At 58.9% G+C, this 26426-nt stretch carries 18 protein-coding genes and 4 pseudogenes; 15 read left to right on the top strand and 7 right to left on the bottom strand.

Annotated elements, in window-relative coordinates:
• The first annotated feature begins 247 nt into the window (after window positions 1-247).
• A complete protein-coding gene (locus tag NKI85_RS33885; protein ID WP_352532727.1) occupies window positions 248-1123 on the top strand; it encodes an MBL fold metallo-hydrolase in 876 nt (291 codons plus the stop codon).
• Between the two features lie 401 nt (window positions 1124-1524).
• On the opposite strand, the pseudogene NKI85_RS33880 reads toward NKI85_RS33885, so the two are convergent.
• From NKI85_RS33880 to NKI85_RS33870, 3 genes and pseudogenes are all read right to left on the bottom strand, one after another.
• Window positions 1525-2252 (bottom strand): annotated as a pseudogene (locus tag NKI85_RS33880) (IS5 family transposase); the annotation flags it as partial.
• Window positions 2253-2509: 257 nt separating this feature from the next.
• A pseudogene (locus NKI85_RS33875) lies at window positions 2510-3715 on the bottom strand (IS110 family RNA-guided transposase).
• Between the two features lie 491 nt (window positions 3716-4206).
• On the bottom strand, window positions 4207-5031 hold the full coding sequence (locus NKI85_RS33870) for an FkbM family methyltransferase (protein ID WP_352531686.1): 825 nt from the start codon (window positions 5029-5031) through the stop codon (window positions 4207-4209).
• 816 nt (window positions 5032-5847) lie between these two features.
• Between NKI85_RS33870 and NKI85_RS33865 the strand changes: the two genes are divergently transcribed.
• The 7 genes from NKI85_RS33865 to NKI85_RS33835 all read left to right on the top strand — a co-directional run bounded on the left by NKI85_RS33865 (window position 5848) and on the right by NKI85_RS33835 (window position 16725).
• Entirely contained in the window at window positions 5848-6699 is an 852-nt protein-coding gene (locus NKI85_RS33865) for a glycoside hydrolase family 16 protein (RefSeq protein WP_352531684.1), read from the top strand.
• Window positions 6700-7476: 777 nt separating this feature from the next.
• The gene (locus tag NKI85_RS33860; RefSeq protein ID WP_352780236.1) at window positions 7477-8529 is read left to right on the top strand and encodes an NAD-dependent epimerase/dehydratase family protein; all 1053 of its coding nucleotides are present in this window, start codon (window positions 7477-7479) and stop codon (window positions 8527-8529) included.
• Complete coding sequence (locus NKI85_RS33855; RefSeq protein ID WP_352531690.1) at window positions 8529-10451, top strand: HAD-IIIA family hydrolase; 1923 nt, start codon at window positions 8529-8531, stop codon at window positions 10449-10451. Before NKI85_RS33860 ends, NKI85_RS33855 begins: the two co-directional genes overlap by 1 nt.
• Complete coding sequence (locus NKI85_RS33850) at window positions 10448-11449, top strand: GHMP family kinase ATP-binding protein (protein ID WP_352531678.1); 1002 nt, start codon at window positions 10448-10450, stop codon at window positions 11447-11449. The genes NKI85_RS33855 and NKI85_RS33850 overlap by 4 nt, the downstream gene beginning before the upstream one ends.
• Complete coding sequence (locus tag NKI85_RS33845; RefSeq protein WP_352531676.1) at window positions 11446-12102, top strand: SIS domain-containing protein; 657 nt, start codon at window positions 11446-11448, stop codon at window positions 12100-12102. Before NKI85_RS33850 ends, NKI85_RS33845 begins: the two co-directional genes overlap by 4 nt.
• Before the next feature lie 1167 nt (window positions 12103-13269).
• Window positions 13270-14814, top strand: coding sequence for a family 16 glycosylhydrolase (locus NKI85_RS33840; RefSeq protein ID WP_352531674.1), 1545 nt, complete (start codon window positions 13270-13272; stop codon window positions 14812-14814).
• A gap of 1002 nt (window positions 14815-15816) precedes the next feature.
• Window positions 15817-16725: a metallophosphoesterase gene (locus NKI85_RS33835; protein WP_352531688.1), complete on the top strand. Its 909-nt coding sequence runs from the start codon at window positions 15817-15819 to the stop codon at window positions 16723-16725.
• A 176-nt stretch (window positions 16726-16901) separates the two neighbouring features.
• Here the strand turns inward: NKI85_RS33835 and NKI85_RS33830 are convergent, their stop codons facing one another.
• On the bottom strand, window positions 16902-17480 hold the full coding sequence (locus NKI85_RS33830) for a hypothetical protein (protein WP_352780235.1): 579 nt from the start codon (window positions 17478-17480) through the stop codon (window positions 16902-16904).
• Between NKI85_RS33830 and NKI85_RS33825 the strand changes: the two are divergent.
• The 5 genes and pseudogenes from NKI85_RS33825 to NKI85_RS33805 form a co-directional block, all read left to right on the top strand.
• Window positions 17431-17948, top strand: a pseudogene (locus NKI85_RS33825) (phosphomannomutase/phosphoglucomutase); the annotation flags it as partial. The gene NKI85_RS33830 and the pseudogene NKI85_RS33825 overlap by 50 nt on opposite strands.
• Before the next feature lie 13 nt (window positions 17949-17961).
• Window positions 17962-20268 (top strand): AGE family epimerase/isomerase, encoded by a 2307-nt coding sequence (locus NKI85_RS33820; RefSeq protein ID WP_352780234.1) that lies wholly within the window; start codon window positions 17962-17964, stop codon window positions 20266-20268.
• A gap of 75 nt (window positions 20269-20343) precedes the next feature.
• Window positions 20344-20658, top strand: coding sequence for a GYD domain-containing protein (locus NKI85_RS33815; protein ID WP_352531668.1), 315 nt, complete (start codon window positions 20344-20346; stop codon window positions 20656-20658).
• Between the two features lie 540 nt (window positions 20659-21198).
• Window positions 21199-22029: a PA3715 family protein gene (locus NKI85_RS33810; protein WP_352780233.1), complete on the top strand. Its 831-nt coding sequence runs from the start codon at window positions 21199-21201 to the stop codon at window positions 22027-22029.
• A 124-nt stretch (window positions 22030-22153) separates the two neighbouring features.
• Entirely contained in the window at window positions 22154-22702 is a 549-nt protein-coding gene (locus tag NKI85_RS33805) for a class I SAM-dependent methyltransferase (RefSeq protein WP_352780232.1), read from the top strand.
• A 295-nt stretch (window positions 22703-22997) separates the two neighbouring features.
• Here NKI85_RS33805 and NKI85_RS33800 read toward each other — a convergent pair whose 3' ends face one another.
• Window positions 22998-23279: a DUF6429 family protein gene (locus tag NKI85_RS33800; RefSeq protein ID WP_352780231.1), complete on the bottom strand. Its 282-nt coding sequence runs from the start codon at window positions 23277-23279 to the stop codon at window positions 22998-23000.
• Between the two features lie 168 nt (window positions 23280-23447).
• Window positions 23448-23636: pseudogene (locus tag NKI85_RS33795) on the bottom strand (3'(2'),5'-bisphosphate nucleotidase CysQ); the annotation flags it as partial.
• Between the two features lie 323 nt (window positions 23637-23959).
• Here NKI85_RS33795 and NKI85_RS33790 point away from each other — a divergent pair.
• Window positions 23960-25546, top strand: coding sequence for an adenylate/guanylate cyclase domain-containing protein (locus NKI85_RS33790; RefSeq protein WP_352780230.1), 1587 nt, complete (start codon window positions 23960-23962; stop codon window positions 25544-25546).
• Between the two features lie 192 nt (window positions 25547-25738).
• Window positions 25739-25999, top strand: a complete 261-nt coding sequence (locus tag NKI85_RS33785) for a hypothetical protein (protein WP_352780228.1) — start codon at window positions 25739-25741, stop codon at window positions 25997-25999.
• A gap of 136 nt (window positions 26000-26135) precedes the next feature.
• On the opposite strand, the gene NKI85_RS33780 is transcribed toward NKI85_RS33785, so the two are convergent.
• On the bottom strand, window positions 26136-26426 hold a 291-nt coding region (locus tag NKI85_RS33780), incomplete at its 5' end, for a hypothetical protein (protein ID WP_352780227.1).

Below are 26426 nucleotides of genomic sequence, written 5' to 3'. Positions count from 1 at the left end.
CGCCTCTTGCACCTCATATCCGCCGTACAAGTGCCTCGACCGCCGATCGGATCGGCGGGCTGCAGCTTATGTCAAAGGCCATTGTCAGCAATCATGAGAGTGGTTAAGATCTAACGATTGGTACCCGATCGTAAGCGCGGCCACATCGCGAGCGCCTCCGTCTTCCTATCGGAAGAAATGTCTGACGCCATCTTGCCGCAAATGTTATCTCTAGCGATCCGTCCTCGATCGAAGAAGGATCGCATCAATGGACGATTGGAGAATCGGGAATATCTGGGTAACCAGAATTCTGGAGATGTGCGACCCTCTGGGGACGCCGTCGGAATGGTTCCCCGACTGCACCGACGAAGCACTCGAACCGCATCTTCATTGGCTCACGCCCCGATTGATATCGCCGGCAACCGGCCGGCTTATTCTTCCCATCCAGAGTTTTCTGGTTCGTACCGGCCACCACACCATTCTGGTCGACAGTTGCGTCGGCAACGACAAGACGTGCGCATACTTCCCGCATTGGCATCGCCGCAATGACGGCACCTTTTTGGCGCGCCTGGCGAATGCAGGTGTTGCTCCCGAGCAGATCGACTATGTGCTGTGCACCCATCTTCATATCGACCATTGCGGCTGGAACACACGATTGGTGGACGGGCGTTGGATACCGACATTCCCGAACGCCCGCTACATCATGGCGCGGCGCGAGTTCGAGGCCGCACAGGCCGCCTCCGGCGATGCCGACGAACGGACCTATGAGGACAATGTGCTGCCAATCGTCGAGGCTGGTCGGGCTGTGCTTGTCGATATGGATTATGAACTCGATGGCGAAGTGTGGCTGGAGCCGACGCCGGGCCACACCCCGGGGCACGTAGCCATCGGCCTGAGATCTCGAGGCGTAGGGGCAGTGTTTTCCGGCGATCTCATGCATTGGCCGATGCAATGCATATACCCCGACTGGAGCTTTCGGTACGACACGGACCCTGACCAGGCACGTCGGACGCGGTGGGCATTCCTGGAGGCTTGCTCGGACAATGGACGTATCGTCATGACATCGCATTTTCCCTTGCCGTCGGTGGGAACTATCTCGCGACGCCAGTCATCATTCTGGTTCGAGGATCATCAGCCGCCGTAATCGCCGAGGACGCCGACCACGCGAACCCGAACGGCGGGGGCGATCGCGCTCGGCATGTCCGGCGCGCGGATCGCCGGGAGGGCCGCGCTGGAGGCTTAGCAAATGCACGGCTGGCTCGCGCTCGCCACGATGTGCATCGGCGTCGGACAGGGCGTGACATAAGAGTGGGGTGGGATTCCTTTTCACGAGTGCGCATGCGAGTCTGTTGCATGCGCGCAGGAATATCGTTCACCGTTTCGCCAACCGATCGCCAGCGACTGACGGCGCTCATCCGGGATCGCAATGCGCCGCAGAAGCATGTCTGGCGCGCCGCCGGTCTCCCGGAGCGCGCTCCGGAAGACCAGCGGCAGCGCTATACTGGGGAAGATTCAAACGGCACTTCTGGGGAGTATTGAGCCGGCATCGACAATGTGCAGTGCGGCCACCCGTTCGGCATGCCCGTCGGCCAACATCAGGCAGGCTTCGACCAGCAGGCCGTGGCGGTTCTCCATCAGCCCATGCCCCATGAAGCACAGCTTGGCCTCTTTGCCCCGCCCTTTGCGGTAGAGCCTGGCGTCGGGATCGGTGGTCGAGGTATGCGTCTCGTTCGACCGTTTCTGGCCGTGGAAGTCCGCTTCCGTGTTACGCCCGCCGTCCTGAGCCGGCGGCTCGCCTGAGCTATCTTCGCCCGAGCCGCCCTTCGGCTTGACGCTCTTCATCGACGCCCAGGCCTCGATCAGCGTCCCGTCGACCGAGAAGTGATCCGTAGACAGAAGCTTCTTCACCTTGGGTTGCGCCAGCACGGTCGCAGGAACTTCGCCGCGATGTCGCCCTCCAGCAGCCGATCGCGGTTCTTCAAGAAAACCGAATGGTCCCAGGCCGCATCGTCCACGCCGATTCCGACAAACCAGCGGAACAGAAGGTCGTATTCCAGCCGTTCCATCAAAAGCCGTTCCGAGCGGATCGAATAGAACGCCTGCAACAGCATCGCCCTGAGCAGCTTCTCCGGTGGGATCGACGGCCGCCCGAGCGGCCAGTACAGCGCCGCGAACTCCCGCCCCAGCGCCGAAAGTGCCTCGTTCACAATCGCCCGAATACGGCGCAGCGGATGATCGCGCCGCACCCGTGCCTCAAGGTCCACGTAGCTTATATGAGGAGTGTCAAGGCCTTTAGGGCTCCGCTTTTTTAGGTCCGTTGGTTTTGCGTATCCATGGTCTGAGCCCGATTGCATGACGCGGCTCGTTTCCCGAGCCAGATCCAACTTATATACGGTCGCTGTTCGAAACAGCGGCATCAACATCCCGCTTGCGGCGGACAGGGGCTCAGGAAGACGAGACCATTCTGAGACAACGGCGATTGAAGCCACGCTACGTGCCGGTTCGTCCACCTCGGATCCGCCAGGACTGATCAGATCCTGGAAGATGGCAGAATTCGATGGGTGTAGCGCATCAGGCGACCGTCATGATCGCTTCCCTCGATGACAACGCCGGCGTTAATGTATTTCCACAGCGCCACGAGCAGCTTGCGGGCCAGCGCCACGATCATTGTCTTCTTCAGCCGGCCGTTGTTCTGCTTCACCCGCTCCTTGAATCATAAGGTGAGCGCTGACTGCGGTTGATGGCGCACCCATAGCCAGGCCATCTGGACCAGCGTCGTTCGCAGAGTCGGATTGCCAGATTTCGACACTCCCTGCTCGTGATCTATCGCCCCACTCTTCCAGGGCGTCGCCGCCAGGCCGGCATAGGCGGCAACCTGACGTCGGTTGTCAAAATGACGCGACAGCCCCTCCGACCAGAGGACAATGGCGAACTCCGGCCCGATGCCTTTCAGGTTGAGCAGCATCGCCGGTGCTGGCGAGACGGCCTGCGCAGCAGCGAGCATGGCATCGCGTTCGGCCTCGACCGCCTTGATCTGTTCCAGTAGCAGTTCCAGTCGATCGAGTTCCCGGCCGATCTGCGCCTTCAAATGTGCGGGCAAGGGCCGGCCGTCGCCGGTCTGAAGCGCCGCCAGTTGCTTGCGCCGATCGCGGCGCAACGGCTCGTAGCCGGATACGCCCTGGCTGAACAGCAGGCCCTTGATGCGGTTGACGTGGCGCACGCGCTCGTTCGTCAATGCCTTGCGCTCACGCGAGATGCGGCGGCGGTCCTCTTCCTCGGGCATCGGCACCCGTAGCATCGCGCACACCCGCGGTTCACCCCGCTTATAGGCCAGCAATGCCCGAACCAGCGCCTCGCCGTCGATCTTGTCGGTCTTTGCCCGGCGCCGCCGGCGCGCGGTCGCAATCGACGCCGGATCGACGACGTGGCTTTCGATCCCCTCGGCCTGTAGCACGCGGTGGATCCAGAAGCCGTCGAGCCCGGCCTCCTGGATCACGATGATCGGAAAGTGCCGCCCGGTCCGCGCTTGCGCCTTCCTGTTGAGCTCGGCAAATCGCGCCAGCATGCCGGCGACATCGCCGGCCGCCACCGAATGTTTCGACATCTTCTCGCCGCCACCCGGCGACAGCGAGGTGATCAACCATTTCGAGCGACTCAATTCCAACGAGACGAAAATTGCGCCAAGATCGGTGCGGATAGCGGTCGGCGCTTTGGGTTGGTGAGCTGCTACGGGCATGCTTGCCTCCAGGGTAAGGTGTTGATTACGCGACCTCACCTTGCCACAGCGCAGGTCGCTAGCCACCCTCCTCATAGGATCTGAACAGTTCGCCATCGATCGTCGCCGCCACGCATGCATCGCTCTCCGAATCCCTTCGGAGCCAATGAATCACGATCACACGGCGACCGCGAGCGACTTCTTCAACAGCCTGCTAGGGCTACGTTTCAGCCATTTCAAGAAGCCGCTTAAGCGATAATACTTCCCTTGAGTGCGGCTGCGCGTCTTGCCGCTGTTCAGATTTTGAGAAAGGCTCACCCTGGATTCACGGCGAACGTCCTGAGCGAGCAAGTGCGACCGGGAAATCCGAAATCCCGCGCTCCCATACCGAGGCGCTGCCAAGGCCGCCATGGAAGTCGCGATGAAATTCTCGGACGACCTGATGCGCGATTCCTCCGTCGCTCAGAAGTACGCGAAGCTTGGCAGCGGGGAAGCCGGTTTTCCGAAACAGGCTAACGAACGGCGTTCAGTTCAAGTCGCTGTGCGAAGCGCTGGTTCGCGGGCCTGTCAGGAAGAAACAGCACATCGGCAGATTTGGTGCCGGTTGTTCTGGCCTCAATCTCGGATTGGCTTGCCTTTTGGTGCCCGGTCCGGGTCAGCCAGTATGCCTCGTATCCGTTATCCGACAAGAGGCGCAGGACTGCCAAAACCGACGCCCCGAACTTGTTCAATCCTTGGTCGGAAAGTTCGACAAACAGGGCCGGCCGGGCGAACCTCAGGATCTCGATCATGCCCTGAAGCGTCAGCAGTTCGGCGCCTTGCACATCGATTTTCACGAGCGCCGGGCGCCGGGGTCCCTTTTCCGCGAGCAGTCCGTCGAGCGTCACGGCGGTGACCGGCACGCCGGTGCCGTTCCGGGAAAGCTTGTGGTCGGCGGGGTAAAGCGGATTGATTTCGAGAAAGGTCGTGCCGGGCTCGGCGGCGGCGACCACCCTCAGCGCCTCGACGCGGCCAAGGAGACCCGCGCGCTCGAGCGCGCAAATCAGGCCGCTGTAATTCTGATCCTCCGGCTCGAGGGCGATCACCTTTCCGCCATCGCCTACCCATTCAGCAAAGCGGAGCGAGAAGAAGCCGACATTGGCGCCGACGTCGATGACCAGTGATCCGTGTGGCACGAATTCCCTCAGCTGATCGATTGGGCCTGCTTCAAAATACCCTTTGTAGAGGGGATAAAGCGCAAGATAGGCGCGGTGGAAAAGCGGAAGACGCTGCAGGCCGAGCTTGGCGGTCAGCACGTATAGCCTGATAGCCGAATCTCTTAGGAAAACTTTGAGCATTCAGGAACCATCCAATGACACCGATGCAGGATTTGTTCACAGTGACTGTCGAGGCGCCCCGCCCGGAGGGCCGCAGCGCAACGATCTTCGTTCGGCTATGCAGACTTTATCACTCGATCAAGAACCTGATCGCGGGAATAAAGAGGTACCTCCCGAGGATCGGCATCGACACACCGCCCCAAGACCACCTGGCTGGATAATGCCGCCACCGCCACGAGCCGGAGGTTTCCAATTACGAACATCAGGAGCACTTCACATCACCGGCTGGCGTGGCTCAGCTCGGAAAACCATTGTTGGTCCCGGCGAACAGCTTCGCTGAGTACGCTCCCGAGCCCAGCCCGGTGACCCAAAAAAGCGTGGTCTGGTTCGCCCTGAGGCATGTGGACGACATTCAACGGCGACCGACGGACGAAGTCCAAACCCTTGCCGGACCGCACTACGTTTATGGCTTCCTCACGACAGCGCCGAACGAACCGATCCATCCCAGGATCATGCGGTGATCACACCACGAATGAGGAGCACGAGGTTTGGATGTGCGTGCCACATGGGATCAGGCGAAGGCGTGGCTGCGGCCGTATGATGCGCTGAAGATTGTAATGCGCGGCGAGGACAAAGAGGGTCAGGCAGCAGCCTTAAACCGACTGAGACCTCAAACCTGGTGCCCCATTGTCGCATCGAGGCCCACCTGCCGCGCCGCAATAGAGTCGGGGTAACCAGTCCTCGTCGTTTCACTATAAGATTGGCTGTGCCATCGGTAAGCGGCGGCGACCATTGCAATCGCATCTTGGTCAAGCCCCTCGTTACGAGGAGGGCAATATGAAAAGTGTATCGAAGTACATTTGTTTCACAGCGCTCATGATCGTCACGTGCTGCACGAGTGGTGGAGGTGGTGGATCGTCGCTGCTACCGCCGGCTGGGTACACTACCAGTCAGCTGATATTCGAGGACACCTTCACCGGGCACTCGCTCGACTCCACGAAGTGGATAGCGGCGATCGCGGACCAGAACGGTATCTGGCAGCAGAGCGTGCCGTCGCCGTACTCCGCGATGAACGCTGGCGGATTCAACGCCGAGTACTTCGACCCGGCTCAGATCAGCACTGGCCCATCAGGCTTGAAGATCGTTGCGACGAGAAGCAACCGGTTCGCCGGGTACACGTGGAAGTCGGGCGCCATCTGCACGCACGGCAAGTTCACGTTTGCCGGTGGCTACGCCCAGATACGCATGAAGCAGCCGGACGTCAGCACTGGCGGATGGCCAGGCTTCTGGCATCTCGAGGGCGGGGCCGAGATCGACACGCAGGAGGGCGGGTTCCTCAACGGCTCCGTGTCAGGCAACGGAGTGCTGGCAAACGCTTTGTTGGCTGCCACCAACGAACAGCGGTTCTTCGATGCTGGTGTGGATCTTTCGGCCGACTACCACGTTTGGGGCATGGAGTACGTACCGGGCGTGTCAATCAAGTTCTATTTCGATGGTGGGCTCAAGCGAACCGTCACTACGAACGTGCCGACCGGTGCCATGACCCTGCTCATTAATCTGAGTATCGCCAACAGCAGCGCGTCTGACTGGCACACGGCCTACGACAGTTCGACCCCGACAACGCTCGAACTGGAGGTGACCGACGTTCAGGTCTACCAGCTGAGCATGACCGACAGCATCGAGGGGTGACCGATTCGATCACCTGCGATCGATCATGGCAGCGGTTCGATCGGCACGGGTTCGTCGACCCGCACCGCCTGCGCGCGGTTATTCACGCGGAGGCAAATGAGATTGATGCGGCGCGCGCCCGACGCCTTCAGCTGAAGCGCCTCGCAAGTTGGCGGTGAGCTTGTGCGATGGTGTCCGCCGCGCCGATCGGTTCCGCGAAGGCGACGGACTTGGATCAGTTCCTGCGGGGCGGATCGACTCAATTGGATTGCCGACATGGCCGGTCGCGAGGCCAACGAGCCAACCGGCTCACTGGACAGTGGTACCAGCGACGAGATCCTATCACTGTTCGGGGGCTTCATCGCGACGGTGACACCATCATCCGGTTCCGCATGCCACCGAATTCGCCGATCGCGCGGGCCGACAGATCACGCAGCACGATGGTCGGATCCTCGGCGACGATGTGGCATCAGGCAAAAATTCGCTTCTGAACGCCATGAGCTTGCTCCCACGTCTTCTGGAGAGCCTGCGAACGCCACGCACGCGCTTCGCGGGATCAAAGTGCGGAGCGCCTTGACCGTTCTTGGGATCGCCGTTGGCGTCGCCGCACAGGCGAGCGCGGTGCAATTCAGTGCGGATCAGCAAAATGGGGCTACCCCTGAGGAACGATCGCGGATCGGAGAAAACCATGCGATGAATTCAGAGATGACGCATGAGACGCATGACCTTAACGACGAGCGCAGGGCTTAACGCCCAGCCCGGTCGAACTCCCGGCTCTCCAGCGGTCAAGGCTTGTAAATGGAAGTTGTCATTGCACAATCCGAAAGACTTAAGGCGCAAAAGCTTGCGCCCACGAAGAAAAGGCAAATCCGGTTGGGTGAACCGCACGCTATTCTTGTATCGGGAGCTGCGGGCTTCGTAGGAAGCAAGCTCGCAAGGCTCTTTGTTGATCGTGGATATCCGGTCTTCGGCTTTGATGACCTGTCACGAGGTTCTCGGCAAAACCTAAGTGGCCTCCTCACGCATGAGAGGTTCATCTTTGAGAAGGTGGATCTCTCAGACGCCGGTGCAGTGAGAAGCCGTTTTATGGATTGTCACAGTCGCATTCCGATTTCCGAAGTTTGGCACATGGCTGCCAATTCGGACATTGCTGCGGGAATCGCCGATGCCTCTGTTGATCTACGCGATACCTTTCTGTCGACGTTCAACGTGTTGAACGCAATGAAGGAGGCGGGGGTTCCGTTCCTTGCTTTCGCTTCCAGTTCAGCAGTATACGGCGATTTGGGGGAGGCTCCGATTAGAGAGGATGTCGGGCCGCTGCTGCCCGTTTCCAATTACGGTGCTATGAAGCTCGCATCGGAGGCGCTAATCAGCGCTGCCGTCGAGAACTGGCTAGCTCGGGCTTTGCTCTTTCGCTTTCCGAACGTGATCGGCGTTCCAGCAACACACGGTGTCATTCTAGATTTCGTGAGAAAGCTAAGGATCACGCCAAACAAGCTGAATGTTTTGGGATCGGGACGACAGCAGAAAGCGTATCTTCACGTCAATGATCTGATTGATGCAATTGTATACTTGCGTGCGAACGCATCCGAGCGGCTTGGCTATTACAATATCGGCCCCGGGGACAACGGGGTAACCGTTAGCTTCATAGCGGAGACGACTGTCGGGGCTGTCGCACCGGGCGCAGGGATCGAATATGGAGTTGAAGACCGCGGTTGGACGGGTGATGTTCCCCGATTTTCCTATGACATAGCTAAAATCAGTGCACTCGGTTGGCGGCCCCAGCTTGGTTCGGCTGATGCTGTTCGAAAAGCCGTCGGAGAAATCGTGCGACAGGAAGGACACCTGTGATGCAGGCGGTTGTACTTGCGGGCGGTCGAGGGACGCGGCTCAGGAGCCGGACAAATGACTTGCCTAAGTCGCTGGTCAAGGTTGGTGGCAGGCCACTTCTTGAGCATCAAATCGTCCTCGCCAAGCGACACGGTATCGAGAGGATCTTGATTCTGGTGAACCACGCTGCCGAGCGAATCGTGGAGTTTTGCAATCAGCGCGAGAATTGGGGGATTGACGTTCTTTGCGTAAATGACGGTGCGCCTCGCGGGACTGCTGGAGCAGTTCTGTCCGTTTTGGATCTGCTCGAAGACGACTTCCTGACGATCTATGGCGACACGATGCTCGACATCGATCTCACCCGCTTTAAGTGCTTCCATGAAAATAACAAGGCAGCAGCCGCAACAGTTTTCACCCATCCGAATGATCACCCGCATGATTCCGATCTGATAGAAACGTCAGAAGACGGTATGGTTACCGCGTTCTATCCATGTCCACACGATCCCGGTTGCTATTATCCCAACAAAGTCAGCGCGGCTCTTTACTATATTAGAAGGCAAGCTTTATTCCGGTGGCGCGCCACAGTAACCCCGCTCGACTTTGGCAAGGACCTTTTTCCTGAAATGCTTCGGGCCGGTATGAAAATTAGAAGCTACAACAGCCCTGAGTACATAAAAGACGCTGGGACCCCGGCGCGACTTGACAAGGTTTGCGCCGACTTTGAATCGGGCTGCGTAGCTCGAGCCTCACTCACTTCTCCGCAGAAAGCAGTATTTTTGGACAGGGACGGGTGCATCAATGTTGACCATGGACACATCGATCGTCCCGAACGCTTCGAACTGATTGAGGGAGCCGCGGCCGCGATCGCTTGTTTCAACCGAGCCGAATACCGGACAATTGTCGTCACTAACCAACCCGTTTTGGCCAGAGGCAATTGCTCTGCACGAGACTTGCGGATGATCCATAACAAGATGGAGACTGAGCTTGGCCGCCGTGGAGCTTTTGTTGACGCCATCTATTTCTGCCCGCACCATCCAGATCGCGGCTTTATTGGTGAGGTGGAAGAGCTGAAGATCCGCTGTGAATGCCGCAAGCCTTCTACTGGGTTGATTAATGAGGCGGTCGAGGCATTCAATATCGATCGCAGCCAATCCTGGGTCATCGGCGATTCGTCTACGGATGTCGCTCTCGCAAAGCGGTCTGGCATCAGATCGATCCTAGTCGAGACGGGCGCGGGCGGGTTGGATAGCAAGTATCATGTCACGCCTGATTATACCGTCTCAGACTTGTTGGAGGCAGCTAAGTTCATTCTCGCCGTTCATCCACCCTTGATAAATTCAGCATCTGATCTGATCTCGCATGTGAAGCCAGGTGATGTTTGTTTCGTAGGGGGCCTCTCCCGGAGCGGAAAGAGTTTTCTTTCCAGCGCTATCGCGGAGGTCCTTCGCGGGCGCGGCTTTGAGACGGAAATCGTTGCTCTTGATCGCTGGATACGGTCCGTCGCGGATCGCGAACCAGCCGTGATGGGTCGCTCCAATGTGGACGAGATCAGGCAGGTTCTAAGCCGCTTAGTGGGCGTTCGCTCTCGCGAGACGCACGAACTGCCCTTTTACGAAAAGCTCAGCCGCATATCGCATCCAAGATCGGAAAGCATAACCGTTTCTCCGAAAACCATCCTGGTCGTGGAAGGAACCGTCGCTCTTTGGCTATCCGATGTGGTTTTGGGCGGTCGTGCACACACATTTTTCGTTGATATTGATGAGGAGGTGCGGATGTCCAGAGTAGCTCGAGAATACTTGCGGCGAGGTATGGATTGGGGGACTGCAGCGAGTATTCACAGTTCGCGCCAAGAGGACGAGACACCGATCGTGTTGGCATCGCGGGCGCATGCTAAACATTGCGTCCAATTGCGGGCGATTGAGCTGACAGAGGCAGTTCAATGATCATTAGTCAGACGCCGTTTCGAGTCAGCTTTGTGGGAGGTGGTAGCGATCTTCCTGCCTTCTATCGGCAGGAAAGTGGCGCCGTCCTAAGCGTTGCTATCGACAAGTACGTCTACGTGAATGTGAACCGCAAGTTCGATAGTGGCACTCGAATCGCGTATTCGAAAACGGAAGAAGTAGACAGTGTTGAGCACATCCAGCATCCGATTGTAAGGGCGACGATGGGATATCTTGGGATCCCTGGAGGAGTTGAGATAACAACTATTGCCGATATTCCTTCGAAGGGAACAGGACTTGGATCCTCAAGCACTTTTACCGTTGGCCTTCTGCATGCACTAAATGCGTTTCGTGGCCAGTATATCTCCAAGGCAAGGCTCGGCGCTGATAGTTGTCGCATTGAGATCGAACTTTGTGGCGCTCCCATTGGAAAGCAAGATCAATACGCCGCCGCTTTCGGGGGGTTGAATCTTATCGAGTTTCACCCTGATGAAAGCGTCTCGGTGTCACCGCTCATATGCCCAGCTGATTTTATCGCTTCAATTGAGAAACAAGTTCTCATGTTTTACACCGGCATTACGCGTAGTGCTTCAGACATTCTCGTCCGACAGTCAGAGGAGATCGCAAGAGCACCGGACAAGCGGAAAGCGCTCAGGCGAATGGTCGAGCTCACCTATCACCTTCGTGATGAACTGCATCGATGCAACCTCGACGCCTTCGGCGAAATCCTCCATGAGAACTGGCTCTTAAAAAAGAGCCTCTCTGAAGAAATCACGAACGATGTAATCGATGGCTGGTACCGAACTGCGTTGCGAGCAGGTGCCACGGGCGGCAAGTTACTTGGAGCAGGTGCAGGAGGTTTTCTCATGTTCTTCGCGCCTCTCGATCGCCACGACGCAATCAAAGTAGCCCTTGGGGAGCTAAAGCATATCCCTGCGAAGTTCGACTTCGTCGGGAGTCGCATCGTTCATTATCAACCGACATCGGAGGCCACCCAATGAATGACTTCAGCGGCAGCGCTCAAGTATATTTCGAGAAGCTAGAGACCGTTCTGGCTTCATTAGATCACCAAAGCTTTGATAACGCAGTAGCCTTGGTCGCGCAGGCACAGGAAGACGGCAAGCAAATAATCACTCTTGGAAATGGTGGCAGCTCACTTACGGCGCTACACTTTATCACGGACTGGAACAAGAGCATCTATCTCTCTACGAAGCGCCCGTTTCGTGGTCGGACTCTGATCGACAATGTGGGCCTTACATTTGCGTACGCGAACGATGTTTCTTTCGAGGATGTATTCGTCGAGCAGCTGAAGAACATCCTGAACGACGGCGACTTGGTCATTGCCATTTCGGGCAGCGGGAACTCGGAAAACGTTTTGCGCGCTGTTCGATACGCTAATGATCATGGCGCAGTCACGTTGGGTCTTTGTGGATATAGTGGAGGAGCGCTCAAGCAGATCGTTCAACACGTGGTTTGGGCGAATGTGAATGACATGCAACTAGCGGAAGATATACATTCTATGTTCGGGCATGTCGTTATGCAGCGCCTTTGTTTTGGAAGTACACAAAAGTGGAGCGATTGGCGACAACGGCTCAGCGCTGCTGGAGGCCTCAATCCAAATCGAGCTGGCGCCGAGACGGCTTGGCAACCCTGATCGAGAACAAGCCATGCCGCAGTTGGACGAACGCGGCCAATTTATAGGCGGGGTCAACCTTGCCTGTACAGACGACGATGCGGCGAGAGAGCAGACCAGGCGGTTCGCAGACGGCCGCAAGGTGGAGCTTTGGCGCATGGTTGCGCAGTTCAAATTTGACAATCCGCGGGAGCGTCCCGCGGCTACGAAGCGCCCTCGCGCCCGAGGGCGACGTTTCAGCCATTTCAAAGAGCCACTTAAGCAACCATTCTTCCCTTGGGTCTTGGCGCTGTTCAGATCTTGAAAAATTCGATCCTGATGCAGGCGTGCTGGCGTGGCGATCAAACGGCCTGTCCGGTGCTGTAGGGCTGCGCTCGATAACGGTACCAGCCTTCCACCTTCGATCCGCGCAAACGGCACGGTCGAACATCCGGGCTTGCAGTTCCAGCCACAGGCACGTCAGCTAGTCCGCCACGCAGCAACGGCAGATATTCCGGCTGCCCCTCTCGATCACCTCATGGACACGGGCGGTGCGCTCGAGCCACGGCGCCCAAACCAGCGCGACATTTCAGCCGACGGACACGGTTTTCGTAGGGCGTCCGGAAGGCTGTTTCGGTGCGGCCGTTCGACACACAACCTACATTAGAAGGTGTTAATAAGTTATCGCCCAGCCTCATTCTCGCCGCAAATGGCAGGTTGGGTTACGTACATCGTCCTCGAATGATCAATTCACACAGGTACAAAGCCGTGTGTGAATAGGTTAGGAAACGGAAGTATCTGCGTTTTACTTAGCAACGCGGGTCGAAATTAAAACAAAAAACCGCAATGAGCTAATGGTCTACGGTGCTTATACTATACGACAGGCTCGGCGCTACGTCCGCCGGAAGAGTTGCTCTCAGTTCAATCCGGCAGCGGCTGGAACCGTTGAACACCTTGTGGGGCGTCGGCAGCGACACCGTATATGGTTTCAAGGAGGAGGACCTGATGAGCATTCCCATTGACAAAACTCACCTTCGAGGGCGGGCTCAACGTTAAGCTCGCTCGACAATATGTCTGGGGCGAGGACTTCCAAATCTCCGCTACTTTGAAATCCGTTCGCGGTGCCTAGCTGCGAGCATGCTCATGTCGCGCGCCTCGGCGATGCGCGGCAGTAGAAATCCCTGTTTTCAACCTCAAAGAGGATCACGAATGGCACTTTCCACACCTTCAGGCTTTACCTCTAGCGACCTGGTCTACGAGGAGAACTTCTCCGGTACGGCGCTCGACAGCAATTGGCATACCTACATCACCAGCAATGCCGCCAACGGCTGGCCATGGAATACCAATGGGTCGGGAGGAAGTACACCGGGCGGCCCATATAATGCCGACTACGATATGCCGAGCCAAGTGTCCGTGAGCAACGGGGCCTTGGATCTCACGGCGATCCAACAGCCCATCAGCGGCATGAATCAGGGGACGGCACAAACATTCCCGATCACGTCCGGCGCTGTCAGTAGCTACGGCAACTTCGAATTCAACGGCGGTTACCTTCAGATCAGCATGCAGGCGCCGAGTGGCGACGGCGCATGGCCAGGCCTCTGGATGATGCCCGGCCAAGGCGCGGGCAGCAGCGGCGATAATTTCGAGATCGATATACAGGAGGGTGGATTTACCGGTTCGGGGCCCACAGACCAGAATTTCGCCTGGCACCTCCACGGGCCGTCAGGGGCGACCGGTGGCGTCGTCGACAGCGGCGTCGACCTCACGGCGGGCTTCCACACGTACGGCATCAACTGGGTGCCGGGTGAATCGATCACCTGGTATCTGGACGGGAAGCAGATGGCGCAAGTGACCAGCGCACAGGCCGTGATCCCGGATGAACCGATGGAATTGATGATGAACAATGGGGTCGCGAATTCGAACGCGACCGGATGGCATTCGGCTCTCGACAGCTCGACCCCATCGTCGATGCAGATGCAGATCGACGAGGTGCAGCTCTATCAAAAGACAGGTAGCGGCGACACTGTCACGGGCGCGAACGTCACTCCCCCAACCGCTGATACGACCGGGACCGAGACTGGGTCTATCACTCCTTCCGGCAGCACCAGCGATGGCACCTTGTACGGCACCAGCGGCGCCGATGTATTGCATGGAACCACTGGCCAGACGATGATCGGCTATGGCGGCAACGACACTTACTATGTCGATAATGCCAACGAGAAGGTGGTTGAGGCAGTGGGCGGCGGCAACGACAGTGTGATCGCCTCGGTGAGCTATGCGCTTTCAGCCGGCTCGGAGATCGAGCATCTCGCCACCAACAACCCGTCCGACACGAAGGCGATGACCCTCACCGGCAACGAGTTCGCCCAGACCATCCAGGGCAATGCCGGCAACAATGTCATCAACGGCGGGCTCGGCGCCGACGTCTTGACCGGTTACGGAGGCCACGATGTCTTCTCGTTCAATACTGCTCTTGGAGCCGGCAATGTCGATAAGATCACCGACTTCAAGCGCTCCCAGGACACGTTCCATCTCAGCGATACCGTTTTTGCCGGGCTTCAGCCGGGAGGGCTTCCATCCAAAGCTTTCTTTGTTGGTGCAGCCGCGCATGACAGTTCCGATCATATCATCTACAACAGTGAAACCGGGGCGCTCTCTTTCGACAGTGACGGGGCCGGCGGCGCATCTCAAATACAGTTCGCCACCCTTTCCCCACATCTTTCGCTCGGCGCAGCCTCATTCTATGTGACCTGAAGGAACGCGGGGCTGCCGTGGCCAAACAAGGACTGGATAAACAGCACCTCAAAGCCATGATCCCGAACCGAAGTCAGCATAGCAAAAGGCGGGAGCCCGGTTTTCGGAGAAGATCTGCTCAAGCAAAAGAGATGGGGCTCCATCCCGATGCCATCGGGATGGAACAGGCTCTAGTTGTGAGCTTTCTGCAGGTTGTCCATTCGGATCGAACCGAGGAGACTGGAGTTACCAAGCTTCGGGTCCGAATGAACATCCCAGACTGGCACGCGCAGCATCAACAGCTACTTTCTCTCGCCAATGATGCAATACAAGCAGGAAACACTGCGAGAGCGGTAAGAAGCCGGTTTGCAGCCGACGAAAGTTCGCCCTCCGGTTTCAGCTCGAGAGCGCCGCAATCTTGTCGAAGCGCAGCCGAAGCATGCGATACGTCAAAGGCGGGAAGCGGTCGGCTCGAAGCTGGATGACCAAAGCCGGTTGTGGAACGTCGAACTGCAATGCTCGCGAGACAGGCCTCGCGCTCCACATTGCATCACCATCCGACGAGCACATTGACGTGGAGCAACATCGAACACCCCTGTTCTGCCGCATCACGCAAACCTGGCGCGGACGGCGCCCTCCTCGATCGTGTGGCCCTGGTCGAACTGATCGCAGTCACGACAACCAAACGGGCCTGAAGTTGGGCGCGCGGTCGATTCCGCGGCCGACGAAAACAGGGAACAAGTGAACGATGTCGAGATGGAGGCGCTCGCCATCTAAGGCGACGCATTCATCCGGAATGGAACTACACCATCCGCCCGAGATCAGTGGCAAATCGGAGCAGTTGACGGGTGCTAGCCCGAGCTCCCTCCCCTGCGCAATAAAGACCTATGCTTGCAGGTGACGCCGATTTGGGAAACTATTGACCCGCGAGGCCTCTCACGCGGTTGATGTGGTTCAGGCTGCCGCAAGCTGAATTCGTGGCGATCTCTAAAGCCGACCTCGTTCTGCTGGGAAATACAAGTGCTGACGTCGCGGCGGTCATTCCTGAAGCTCTTTGGCGCCGTGTCCCTTGCGGCATTCGGTCTGGCAAGTTATGCCTTCGCGATTGAGCCTCGGTTTCGACTGCGTGTCACTCACTACAAGCTCCTTCCGCCGCGCTGGCCGACGACTGCCAAGCCCCTGCGCATCGTCGTGGTCGCTGACATCCACGCCTGCGAGCCTTGGATGCCGGTTTCCAGGATCGACGAGATCGTCGGTGTTTCGAATAGCCTGCAGCCCGACATCATCCTTCTCCTTGGCGACTATGTGATGGGCGTGTCGCCGCGCTATGCCACCGGGATCGTGCCCGACACTGTTTGGGGCAATTCACTTTCGAAACTTACCGCGCCACTTGGCTGCCACGCCATTCTCGGCAACCACGACTGGTGGCACGGTGTCGATAGCGTCCGCGCAGCCCTCGTCGACAATGGCATTCCGGTCCTCGAGAACACCGCCACGCTTATCCGTCAGCAGGATGGCCCAGCATTCTGGCTCGCGGGTCTTGGCGACCAGTGGGCCATGCAGTTTTCTCGCGGCGTGTACAAGGGCGTCGACGATCTGCCTGCAACATTGGCCGCAATACCCGACGACGGCAATCCGATATTGCTCCTTGCGCATGAACCGGACATCTTCATTACTGTCCCTGACCGTGTCAGCCTGACGTTATGCGGCCATACACATGGCGGACAGGTGCGCTTGCCATTCATCGGCCCCCCCATCAGCAATTCAGCCTACGGACAGCGCTTCGCCTATGGGCATGTCGTCGAGGGTGGGCGGCACATGATCGTATCGGGGGGTTTGGGCGTATCGTGGCTGCCGGTGCGCTTCGGCGTGTCGCCGGAGATCATAGTCGTCGATATCGGCCCGAAAAACCCTCGTCCTGTCGACGAATGACATCTGCTGTCCCAGACAGACCTGCCGTCCGTGGACCGTTCCGCGTGAGGGTATTGATGGTCGTGTACATGCGGTCGGGGTTTCGCCGTGTTCCCATGCCTCCAAGACGGAAGGCGGCACAGTCCATCATCCTTTCTCCGGACGGGCGGAGTTCGGCGGATAGCTCTCGATTTCCACTAGAAATTGAGAAGCTGAACCAGGCGTCCAAAACACCTTTCTTCGACATTGTCGGGGAAGGGAAACCTGAATGCGGTCAGCGACATCTTGCACCCATCCTCGTCGTTGGCGCCCGAGCAGAACGCATCTTGGAGAATGCAAATGGCCATGCTTGCACGAGACCTCCTTTCGGCCATCGGCGGGCATACTCCTATTGGATGAGGCGGCGCGAACCAGCGTTTTAGGACTACTCCAACTCCTGAAGGGGCCTGCGCCCGGCAGCGTGCTAGGACTGTTGCGCCCAACAGCGGATCAAAACCGTGACCCTGGACATAGTCGGCCAAGCCAGGCCGAACACATTCGTCTTTGAAAACAGTGCCCTCATCAAAGCCACTGGCTTTCGGGAATACGACGCGCGCTGCTGGTTCGGCCATCCAGACCGGGAGAAAAAGCCCGAACTCAACCTGGTGGGCGTGCAGGCGATCGGCATGGCGCTTCGCACCTTGATCGGCCGAATAGGTGTAGTTCCCGACACCATCACTGGTCACTACTTCCGTAGCTGCCATCAAGAGGCGGGTTGCCAAACTCGTCGATGCCATAGCTGGCTTCGACAAGTCGGGGCATTTCTTCTTCAACCCGCCGATCGGGCGCGGCTAGGACGACGGGCTCCTCACGGCGATAGCCGTTCGCGAGATGCTCGACCGCAGCTTGGGCAAGACATTCGCGGACCTTTGCCGCGATCTGCCGCTGACCTTCAGCACCCCGACAATGTCGCCCCACTGCCCGGAAGAGGTAATACGGCGTGGTCGCGATAGTTGCCGAGGAATTCACGCAGGACGGGATCGAGTTCGCCGGCCAGGCGCTGGCCAATCTCGTCACCGTGAATGGGGGCGTGTCCTTGCCCAGACGGCACGTGGGCTCTGGTCTGAGCCTTGTTGAACAAGCCGGAAATTGTTGTCGTCGTGGGAGGCGCAGTCTCGCCGGAGCAACGTCGCGAGATGTTCGGGGCTCTCGATGCCGTGCGGCGCCGCAATCCAGAGGTCGGAGCCTACAACCAGACATTTTGAGAGGGACTGGACCATGTCGGACCGGATCATAAGTTTTGTCATGAGCGGAGGCGTCGGCTCACGGCTATGGCCGCTCTCGCGCGAAGACAATCCCAAGCAATTCCACGACCTTTCGGGCGACGGCTCCATGCTCGCGAAGACTGTCGGACGCCTCAAGGCGCGGCCGGACGGCGAGATGCCGATCTACCTGCTAGCCTCCGAACGGCATGCCGACCGCGTTATCTCGGATATCGGTCCGCTCGGCCTGAACGGTGGCAGCCCGATTTTCGAGCCCGTCGGCCGCAATACCGCCGCTGCGGTGGCCATAGCCACCTTGCACACGATCTCCGAATATGGCGGGGACGCGCTTGTGCTCGTGATCCCCTCCGACCATCAGATATCGACCGAAACGCAATTCTGGGAAACCGTCGAGGCGGGCATGCCTGCCGCCGATTCAGGAAGCATTGTCGTATTCGGCATCAAGCCGACGCATCCCGAAACCGGGTACGGTTACATCGAGGTTGCGGCAACTGGCGACGGAGTGGCCCCCGTTTCCGTTTCGCACTTTGTCGAAAAACCCAATGCCGAGACGGCCCGCAAATATGTGGCTTCGGGAAGATTCTACTGGAACGCCGGCATCTTCCTGTTTCGTGCCGACACGATGCGCAAGGCATTTCTCGACTTCCGGCCGGACATCTGGGACACCGCGGAACAGGCCTATAAAACTGCACGGACCGACGTCTCGGGCATCTACCTGCCCCAGGGCTTCTATTCGGCTGTCCCGTCGACGTCGATCGACTACGCAGTCATGGAGCATGCACGCGGTATTGCGATGGTTACGGCTTCCTTCCGCTGGAACGACCTTGGATCGTGGCAATCGCTGCTGGAAGCCAGCCCGACGGACCGCGACGGCAATGTCGTAATGGGCGACGTTGTCGCCATGGATTGCGGCAACTCCTATCTCCGGAGCCAGGGCAGACTGCTGACAGTCATCGGAATGAAAAATGTGGCGGTGGTGACGACACCGGACGCGGTTTTCGTCGCTCCTGTCAGCCACAGCCAGAATGTCAAGAAAGTCGTCGAACAACTCGAGAAGAGCGGACGACTCGAGACGAAGTTCACGGCGTCGGAAGACCGGGTCATCATCAGCGGGTCATGGCGCAAGCGCGTCGAGCACTGGCTCTTCAACGAAACCCTGCCGCTGTGGTCCACTGCAGGTGTCGACGATGTGTATGGCGGCTTCCACGAGGCTCTCGGTTTCGATGCAAGGCCGCTGGGCAAACCCAAGCGCATGCGCACGATGGCTCGCCAGATTTACGCTTTCGCGGTGGCCAAAGAACGCGGCTGGGTTGGACCGGCCGACAAGCTCATCGACCACGGCATCGAGTTCATCGCCAAACACGGCCGCACCGATCGCGGTGGCTGGGTGCGCACCCTTAGTTCCGACGGCAGCGTGGCTGACCCGACGGAGGACGCCTACGACCATTCCTGCGTGCTCCTGGCGCTTGCCCATGCTCACCGATGCGGCCATCAGGATGCCCTGCAGCTGGCACAAGAGACGTTCCATTTCATCGACACCCATCTCGAGGACGTCAGCCTGAACGGCTTCCTCGAGACCCCCGGCTGGCAGGGGGTGCGGTTCTCGAACCCGCATATGCACATGCTGGAATCCTTCCTTGCCTGGCATGGCGTCACCGGCGACCGTGCATATCTCCGTCGGGCGGCACGCGTCGTCGATCTCTTCCGGTGCCATTTCTTCGACCAGGAGAGCTGGACACTTGGGGAACATTTCGACGTCGATTGGCTACCGTTGCCGGGAGACGAGGGACAGTGGACCGAACCAGGGCACCATTTCGAATGGGCCTCGCTGCTGGTTGATTTCGCGCGGGCAAGCGGGCAGAAAGACTTGGCAGCCTACGCCAGGAAGCTCTATTCGTCGGCGATCGCCAGCGGATTGAACCGGGCCACGGGCCTGGCTTATGCAGCCGTGTCGCGGCAGGGAATTCCCTTCGACCGGCTCTCCCGCAGCTGGCCGCAATGCGAAGCCGTCAAGGCGGCCGTCGCCCTGGACGGCATCGGCGGGCCTGATCTGAAACCCGAGATCGAAGCTCGTGTCGCCCGCCTCTTCAAATGGCATATCGATCCCGCACCGCTTGGCTTGTGGATCGACAGGATTGACGAGCGCGGAAGGTCACTGGCGACGGAGGTGCCCGCGAGCATTTTCTACCACCTCGTGACTGCCTTGATGCAGTATCTGGACAAGACCGCAGGGCAGGTCGAACCTTTCCGGCTGCCAGCTTTGGATACGAGCAAGACCGTTCCGATGCAGGGTTACGGCTGACCCAACTGTCCGCCATAGCTCCGTGTTGGTGAAACGATCAATAACGAAACTAGTACAAGATAGGGAGGAATACCCATGAAAGTGACAATACTGGCAAACTATGCACCCCATGCCTATAAGGGATTGATACAGGGCTCAGACCGGGAAGCTGCAATCAAGGCGCTTTTTGAAAGCGTTGGCGGCAAGGTGTCCGGCATGATGTTTACTCGCGGCGCCTATGATATTGTCATCAATGCTGAGGTTCCGGACCAGGCTGCTGGGATGGGTCTAGCATTGGCGGTGCGGGCAAGCGGCTCGGTAAACGACCTCGTTGTCCTCGAAGAACTCGACATGAAGGCGGTGCTCGCAGTTGCCAAAAAGGCTGCCGGCGTTTACAAGCCCGCCGGCTGATTGGACAACTGGCTGTACATTGAAGGTAGCACGGTTTCGATTGAACGCGCCGTGCTGCCAAGTCTCAAGGACAGACAAGCTGGGTTTTGGTAAGCCGAAGCAGGCGCCGCATTGGTTCTGCTTCGGATACCGCGCGACGGCGAACGCGCCCGGCTCAGGGGGTCAGAAACGGAGGTCATGCCGAGCTGATTTTGGAATGTACACCCTAGAAGCTGCGCCCGACGGATCGGCGAGGTCCGGTTTCCTAGAGGTTTCTTGTCCAAGCGCTTCTTTATCTAATCGGAGCGCGACAAGGCAATCGAGATCACATTGTCAGTATCTGTTTCAGGTAGCTCGAACAGCGTTGGCAAAATTGGCCCCTCGGGCGGCGTTCTCATGATCACCGTCCCTAAGCGAGCTCGGACTTTACGACTTTCCAGGATACTTATGGTCATGACGCAGCGGGTGGAGCTAGCCGTCACTTCCCTACACCCTGTGCGCCGCCACCAATCTGGCGTAGAACGCTCCTGACCGAACCCGGCCCTGCGACGCGAGAATTCCATGCGAATAGTGTTGCCTGTGCTGTTGCTCGGCGCCGCCCTCGCCAGCCTGTCGCCCGCCCGGGCAGCGGCCGGCGATTGCGGCGATGCCGCCGCCCTGGTGCAGCAGGCCTATCCCAAGGCCCGAAAGAGCGCCGACGGCGCCTCGTTCACGCTTGCACCCCATACGAGCATCGCCTCAACGCTCCCGGAGAGCGATGCGCCATTCGGCCTGGCCTGCAAGATCTGGCCGGCTCATGACGACCTGCTTTTGGTCGCGGTACCGCTGATCGACAGCGCTAACAGCGACCACCTGCATGTCGGCGAGATCGAGCTACTGGTCGTCGATAGAAAGAGCCTGCGGGTGCGCCAGCGCCTGCTCCAGCCTGGACTGATGACCGATGATGCCATCGCGATGCGTAAGGTGGAATTCGACACCGGCCGCTATGCACTGGCCCCTGAGGTCACCGCCTTCGGCCTGCGCATCGAAATGGCAAACCATTCGCAGGCTACTCCCTTCACTGAAACCGACCTGCGGCTCTATGCCGTCGCCAACGATGCGCTGCGCTTGGTGCTCGACGGCCTCGTGGTGACCGGCCATGGCGGCGAAGGCGATGCCAGTTGCGCTGGATCGTTTCATTCCAGCCAGGTCAGCCTGGCGATGAGCCCGGCGCGCCACCACGGCTATCATGACATCATTGCGGTCGAGCGGACGGATACCGACAATCCCTCCCCCGACAAAGATGGCGAATGCCAGTCCCATCCCGCCAAGTCTGTGAAGCGGACCTACCGGCTGCGCTATGACGGCAACCGCTATCCGGTTCCGGCAGCACTCAGGGTGATGGGGTTGTGACGCCGCCGCACACGTCCCTGCCTTGGTTCGTCAATGTGATCAATTCCAGTTGAATGGGTATCGACCATTAATTCTCTCGTGGTAGGAGGCGCTCACGGGGGCTCTTCCCAAAGGAGCTGATGATTTGTGGTGGTCAAGATTCAAAAGGGGTTTTGCCGGAACGTGGGACGACAGACTGGACGGGCTATTCTCCGCAAAGGTCGACTACGCTGGAAAATCCATTCTCGATGTTGGCTGCAATATGGGTGTTGTCGCCTATGAGATATCCAAGCTGAAACCCAGCTCGATCCACGGGATCGACATTGCCAAGCCGCACATCCAGACTGCAAAAATGTTATTGAGCGGCTCCCCGGTGCATGCCCGGTTCGATCGCCTGAATCTTGGCAGCCGGCGCCTCGGCAATATCCTTCTACCGAAATACGACATCGTCCTGCTGCTGGCCGTCTATCAGCACATGCAGCGCAACATCGGCCCAGGCAAGGCGCGAAGGGTGCTTTCCAATATTGTGAGGCGCACCTCAAACGTTGTTGCCCGCGTTCCGCCTGGAACGGATGGCGAATTCATCGAAACGCTGTCCGACGAGGGATTCCAAGTTAAGAGCACTCACACATCCCCTCTTGGTAGTCATGTGCTCGTTCTTGAGAAACCTGCCTTCGGAAATCCGCAGCCATGATGACACATTCCTTGTGGTAGTCTGCCCCTTCAACATCCATGTACCAGCAGCGGGCGCAGACCCGCTGCTTGCCTGCAACTCGGCCCGGGAAGCGCCGATTCGCCGGCAGAAAGCATCTTGCGGATGGACCTCGCGCCAATGCCGTTGACATTTAGCGTCGCGACTGCGGTGTTCTCTGCCACTGCCTTGACAGACAGGATGCCCCCGTTGGCCTACGTGACGAAGACGAGTTTGGCCGCCACGGCGAGGGCACTGCCCGTCCCGCCTGCCGTCAGCGCGTCGCCGGTATCGAAATTCAACCATGTGCGCCATCATCTCGCGGCGCCCTCCCAGCGCTCATGGCTGATGGCGCCGGGCGGGTGAACAGGGCTCGGAATTGCTCCTCCGCACGCCGCAGTCCTTCATCTGTCAGAACCACTGACTTCGCCTTGTTTGCTGGATTCGCGATCAGCCCCTTCTCGTGCAAGCGATCCAGAGCGTTCCAATCCAAACCCTTCCAGGCGCGCCTCTCTTCATGCAGCGTCAGCCAAAGCAGGCCCAGAACGGCTTCGTCGATCTTGTCGGTGTCGATCTCCATGCAAGCAGTCTAACTCGCGAAAGCGCCTCTGCCACGATCCACACCGGATAGTTACTGCCTGCCACGAGCGTTCGGCTGAAAATAAGTGCTTCACTCAGGCGTCGCATGCGCGACAGCGTCATTTGCGCGGGCGCCGAGCCGGGATGGGATCGGAGTTCATCATGGTGCCTAAGCGGCCGTGGCAGCCTTGCCGCTGGCAATGAAATGCGGATTGGCGAAATCCTCGTCGTCGCTCTGGTTGCGCTTACCGCAGGCGAGCGGCGCGCTATCGAGCGTGCGCGTCATGCCGCCGGCAGCGCGCAGCACCGCGTCACCCGCCGCGGTGTCCTATTCCATAGTGCGGCCGAAACGCGGATACGTTTGGCGGGACACTTTCTTTTCCGACGCGCTCTCCGGCCGCAGAAGTCTCAACCTTGCCAGAGGTGAATTTTTGACCCCTGAGCGGTTATCGCGGAGCGCATTCCGGGCCACAACCGGCTTTGCGACATCCCCTTCACTGATTCACTGCCCGTCTAGTGCCAGAATGCGAAATCTGCTGTAAGGGTCGGGGCTTAGCAACAACCGCTCAAGGTCGGTCCGACGTTGCAGGGCTGACGTGTTTTCATCGAGCCAAGACTGACTCTAGTACCGTGCCGGGAATGAGCTATAGTCAGATACTGTGACGGCCGGGCGCTTGCACAATGGCTGGACTGGGTGAACAGATTGCGCGTCAGCAGCGCACCATGGGACCGCTCCTGGTGACGGCAGTGGTCATCGGCCTTATCGGTCTGCCCGTCGCAGCCTGGCTCGACCTCCGAGACCTATCGGAACGGATGCTGCGCAGGCAAGCCAGCGAAATCAGCCGGATCATCGACGAAATGCGCGGATTCTACGGCAGCGACGTGGTGGGACGCGTGCTGCAAGCAGACGGCGCCGTGACTGCGACGCACAATTACCGGGACGTGCCAGGTGCGATCCCTATTCCAGCAACCCTCTCGATCGAACTCGGCAAGCGCATCAGCGCTCACGACGGGTCCGTCAAATATCGGTTCGTCTCGGATCTGCCTTTCAAAGGTCGCGCCCCCCACCAGCTCGATGTATTCGAGCGGAATGCAATCTTGGCTTTGCGCGCCAACCCGAAGGTGCCGATCATCGAAGTCTCGGGTTCACTGTTTGACCGGCAGGTCCGCGCGGCGGCCCCTGTTGTAATGGGACAGGTCTGCGTGACCTGCCATAACTCACACCCGGACAGCCCTAAGACGGACTGGAAGGTAGGGGATGTCCGAGGGATCCAGGAGATATCAGTCAATCAGCCTATTGCTGCGAACGTCCTCACCTTCAAGTATCTGCTCCTATATTTCGGCTTCTCGGCGGCGGCGGGCCTGACGTTCATTCTCCTGCAGCGTCGGCAGTCCGCGTTGATTCAGGGCATCAACAAGGAGCTTTCCGAGGCAAACGACTTCCTGGCCGCGATTTCATTGAAGATCGCCAAATATCTTTCGCCTCAAATTTACAAAAGCATCTTCAGCGGCCAGAAGGACGTCACCATCGCGACCGAGCGCAAGAAGCTCACGATCTTTTTCTCCGACGTCAAGGATTTCACCGCGATCGTGGAACGGCTCCAGCCCGAGGACCTGACGCTTCTCCTCAACGAGTACTTCACCGAGATGTCGACGATCGCGCTCAAACACGGCGGCACAGTCGACAAGTTCATCGGCGACGCGCTTCTTGTGTTCTTCGGAGACCCCGAGACGCAAGGCATCGAGGAAGACGCGAGAGCCTGCTTGCGCATGGCTGTCGACATGCAGCGTCGGCTGGAGCAGTTGAACAGGGTGTGGCATGACCGCGGAGTTGAACGGCCCTTCCGAGCTCGCATGGGCATCAACACGGGCTATTGCAATGTTGGGAACTTCGGTTCCGATGATCGGATGGACTACACGATCATCGGAGCCGAAGCGAACTTGGCGGCCCGTCTGCAGTCGATTGCCGAGCCCGGCGGCATCTGCCTCAGCTATGAGACTTACGCGCTCGTGCGCGACCTTGTCCGGGCGCGTCCGTTAGCACCAATTGCCATGAAGGGGATCAGCCGGGAGGTTGTCCCCTACGAAGTCGAGGGCCTCCTGGGTGAACTCGCCCAGCGCCCTCAGGTCATCAGCGAGCACGCGACTGGCCTCGACTTATTCGTGGATGTTGAGGCAATCGACGAGAACGGGGTCGAGCGGGCGAAGAAACGACTTTCGGAGGCGCTCCTGGCCTTATCCATCCGAAGCAAGCCCGCTGCATTTTAGGTTCTTGAACGTGATGCAATCTGGACCGTGGAACGGGCAACCTAACCTGCTTTTGTTCCGGACAGTCGGCTAAACCGTCGCACTAGTCCCTATGATTGCTGGGCCTGAGGGCGGCCCGTCATCCGATATGCAACGGTACGAGGGTTAAGCCGGCTGGCCGGCGCAGAGCCTCATGCATAGGAGACGGGCCATATGGACCATATCAGATTTGTCGGTTTGGATATTCACAAGGAACGGATCTCGGTCGCGGTGGCGGAGAGCGGACGCTGCGGCTCGGTGGACTATCTCGGGGAGATTGCTAATGACGCTAATGCCATGAGCAAGCTGTGCGATCGTCTCGGACGGTCCGGCAAGCAGCTGGCGTTTTGCATGAGGCCGGCCCGTGCGGCTATGGCGTTCATCGCCAACTCACGCGCCTCGGCCATCGGTGCGACGTGGTGGCGCCGTTGCTGATTCCGCGGAAGCCTGGCGATCGGGTGAAGACGAACCGTCGCGACGCCACGATGCTCGCCCGCCTGAATCGGGCCGGAGAGTTGACCCCCGTCTGGGTGCCGACGCCGATCATGAAGCCATGCGCGACCTGGTCCGGCTACGCAGCGTCGTGCGACAGGTGGTGACGCGAGCGCGCCAACATCTTCAAGGATTTCTGCTGCGTCACGGGCGCAAGCATGAGCGTGGGACAGCCTGGCGAAAGGCTTACCGGCGATGGCTTTCGACCTTGGCCTTCGATCATCCCGCGCAGCAGATCGCTTTTCAGGATTACGTCGATGCCGTCATGGATGCGGAACGGCGCCTGCAGCAGGTCGAGGAACAGATACTCAGCCTGCTCCCGGAATGGAACCAGCGCCCGGTCGTTGACGCCTTGCAGGCGATGCGCGGC

Source organism: Mesorhizobium sp. M0571, from assembly GCF_040320985.1.
Taxonomy (GTDB): domain Bacteria; phylum Pseudomonadota; class Alphaproteobacteria; order Rhizobiales; family Rhizobiaceae; genus Mesorhizobium.
Note: the sequence above shows the minus strand (reverse complement) of the source record. Positions and strands in the feature narration are given on the sequence as shown.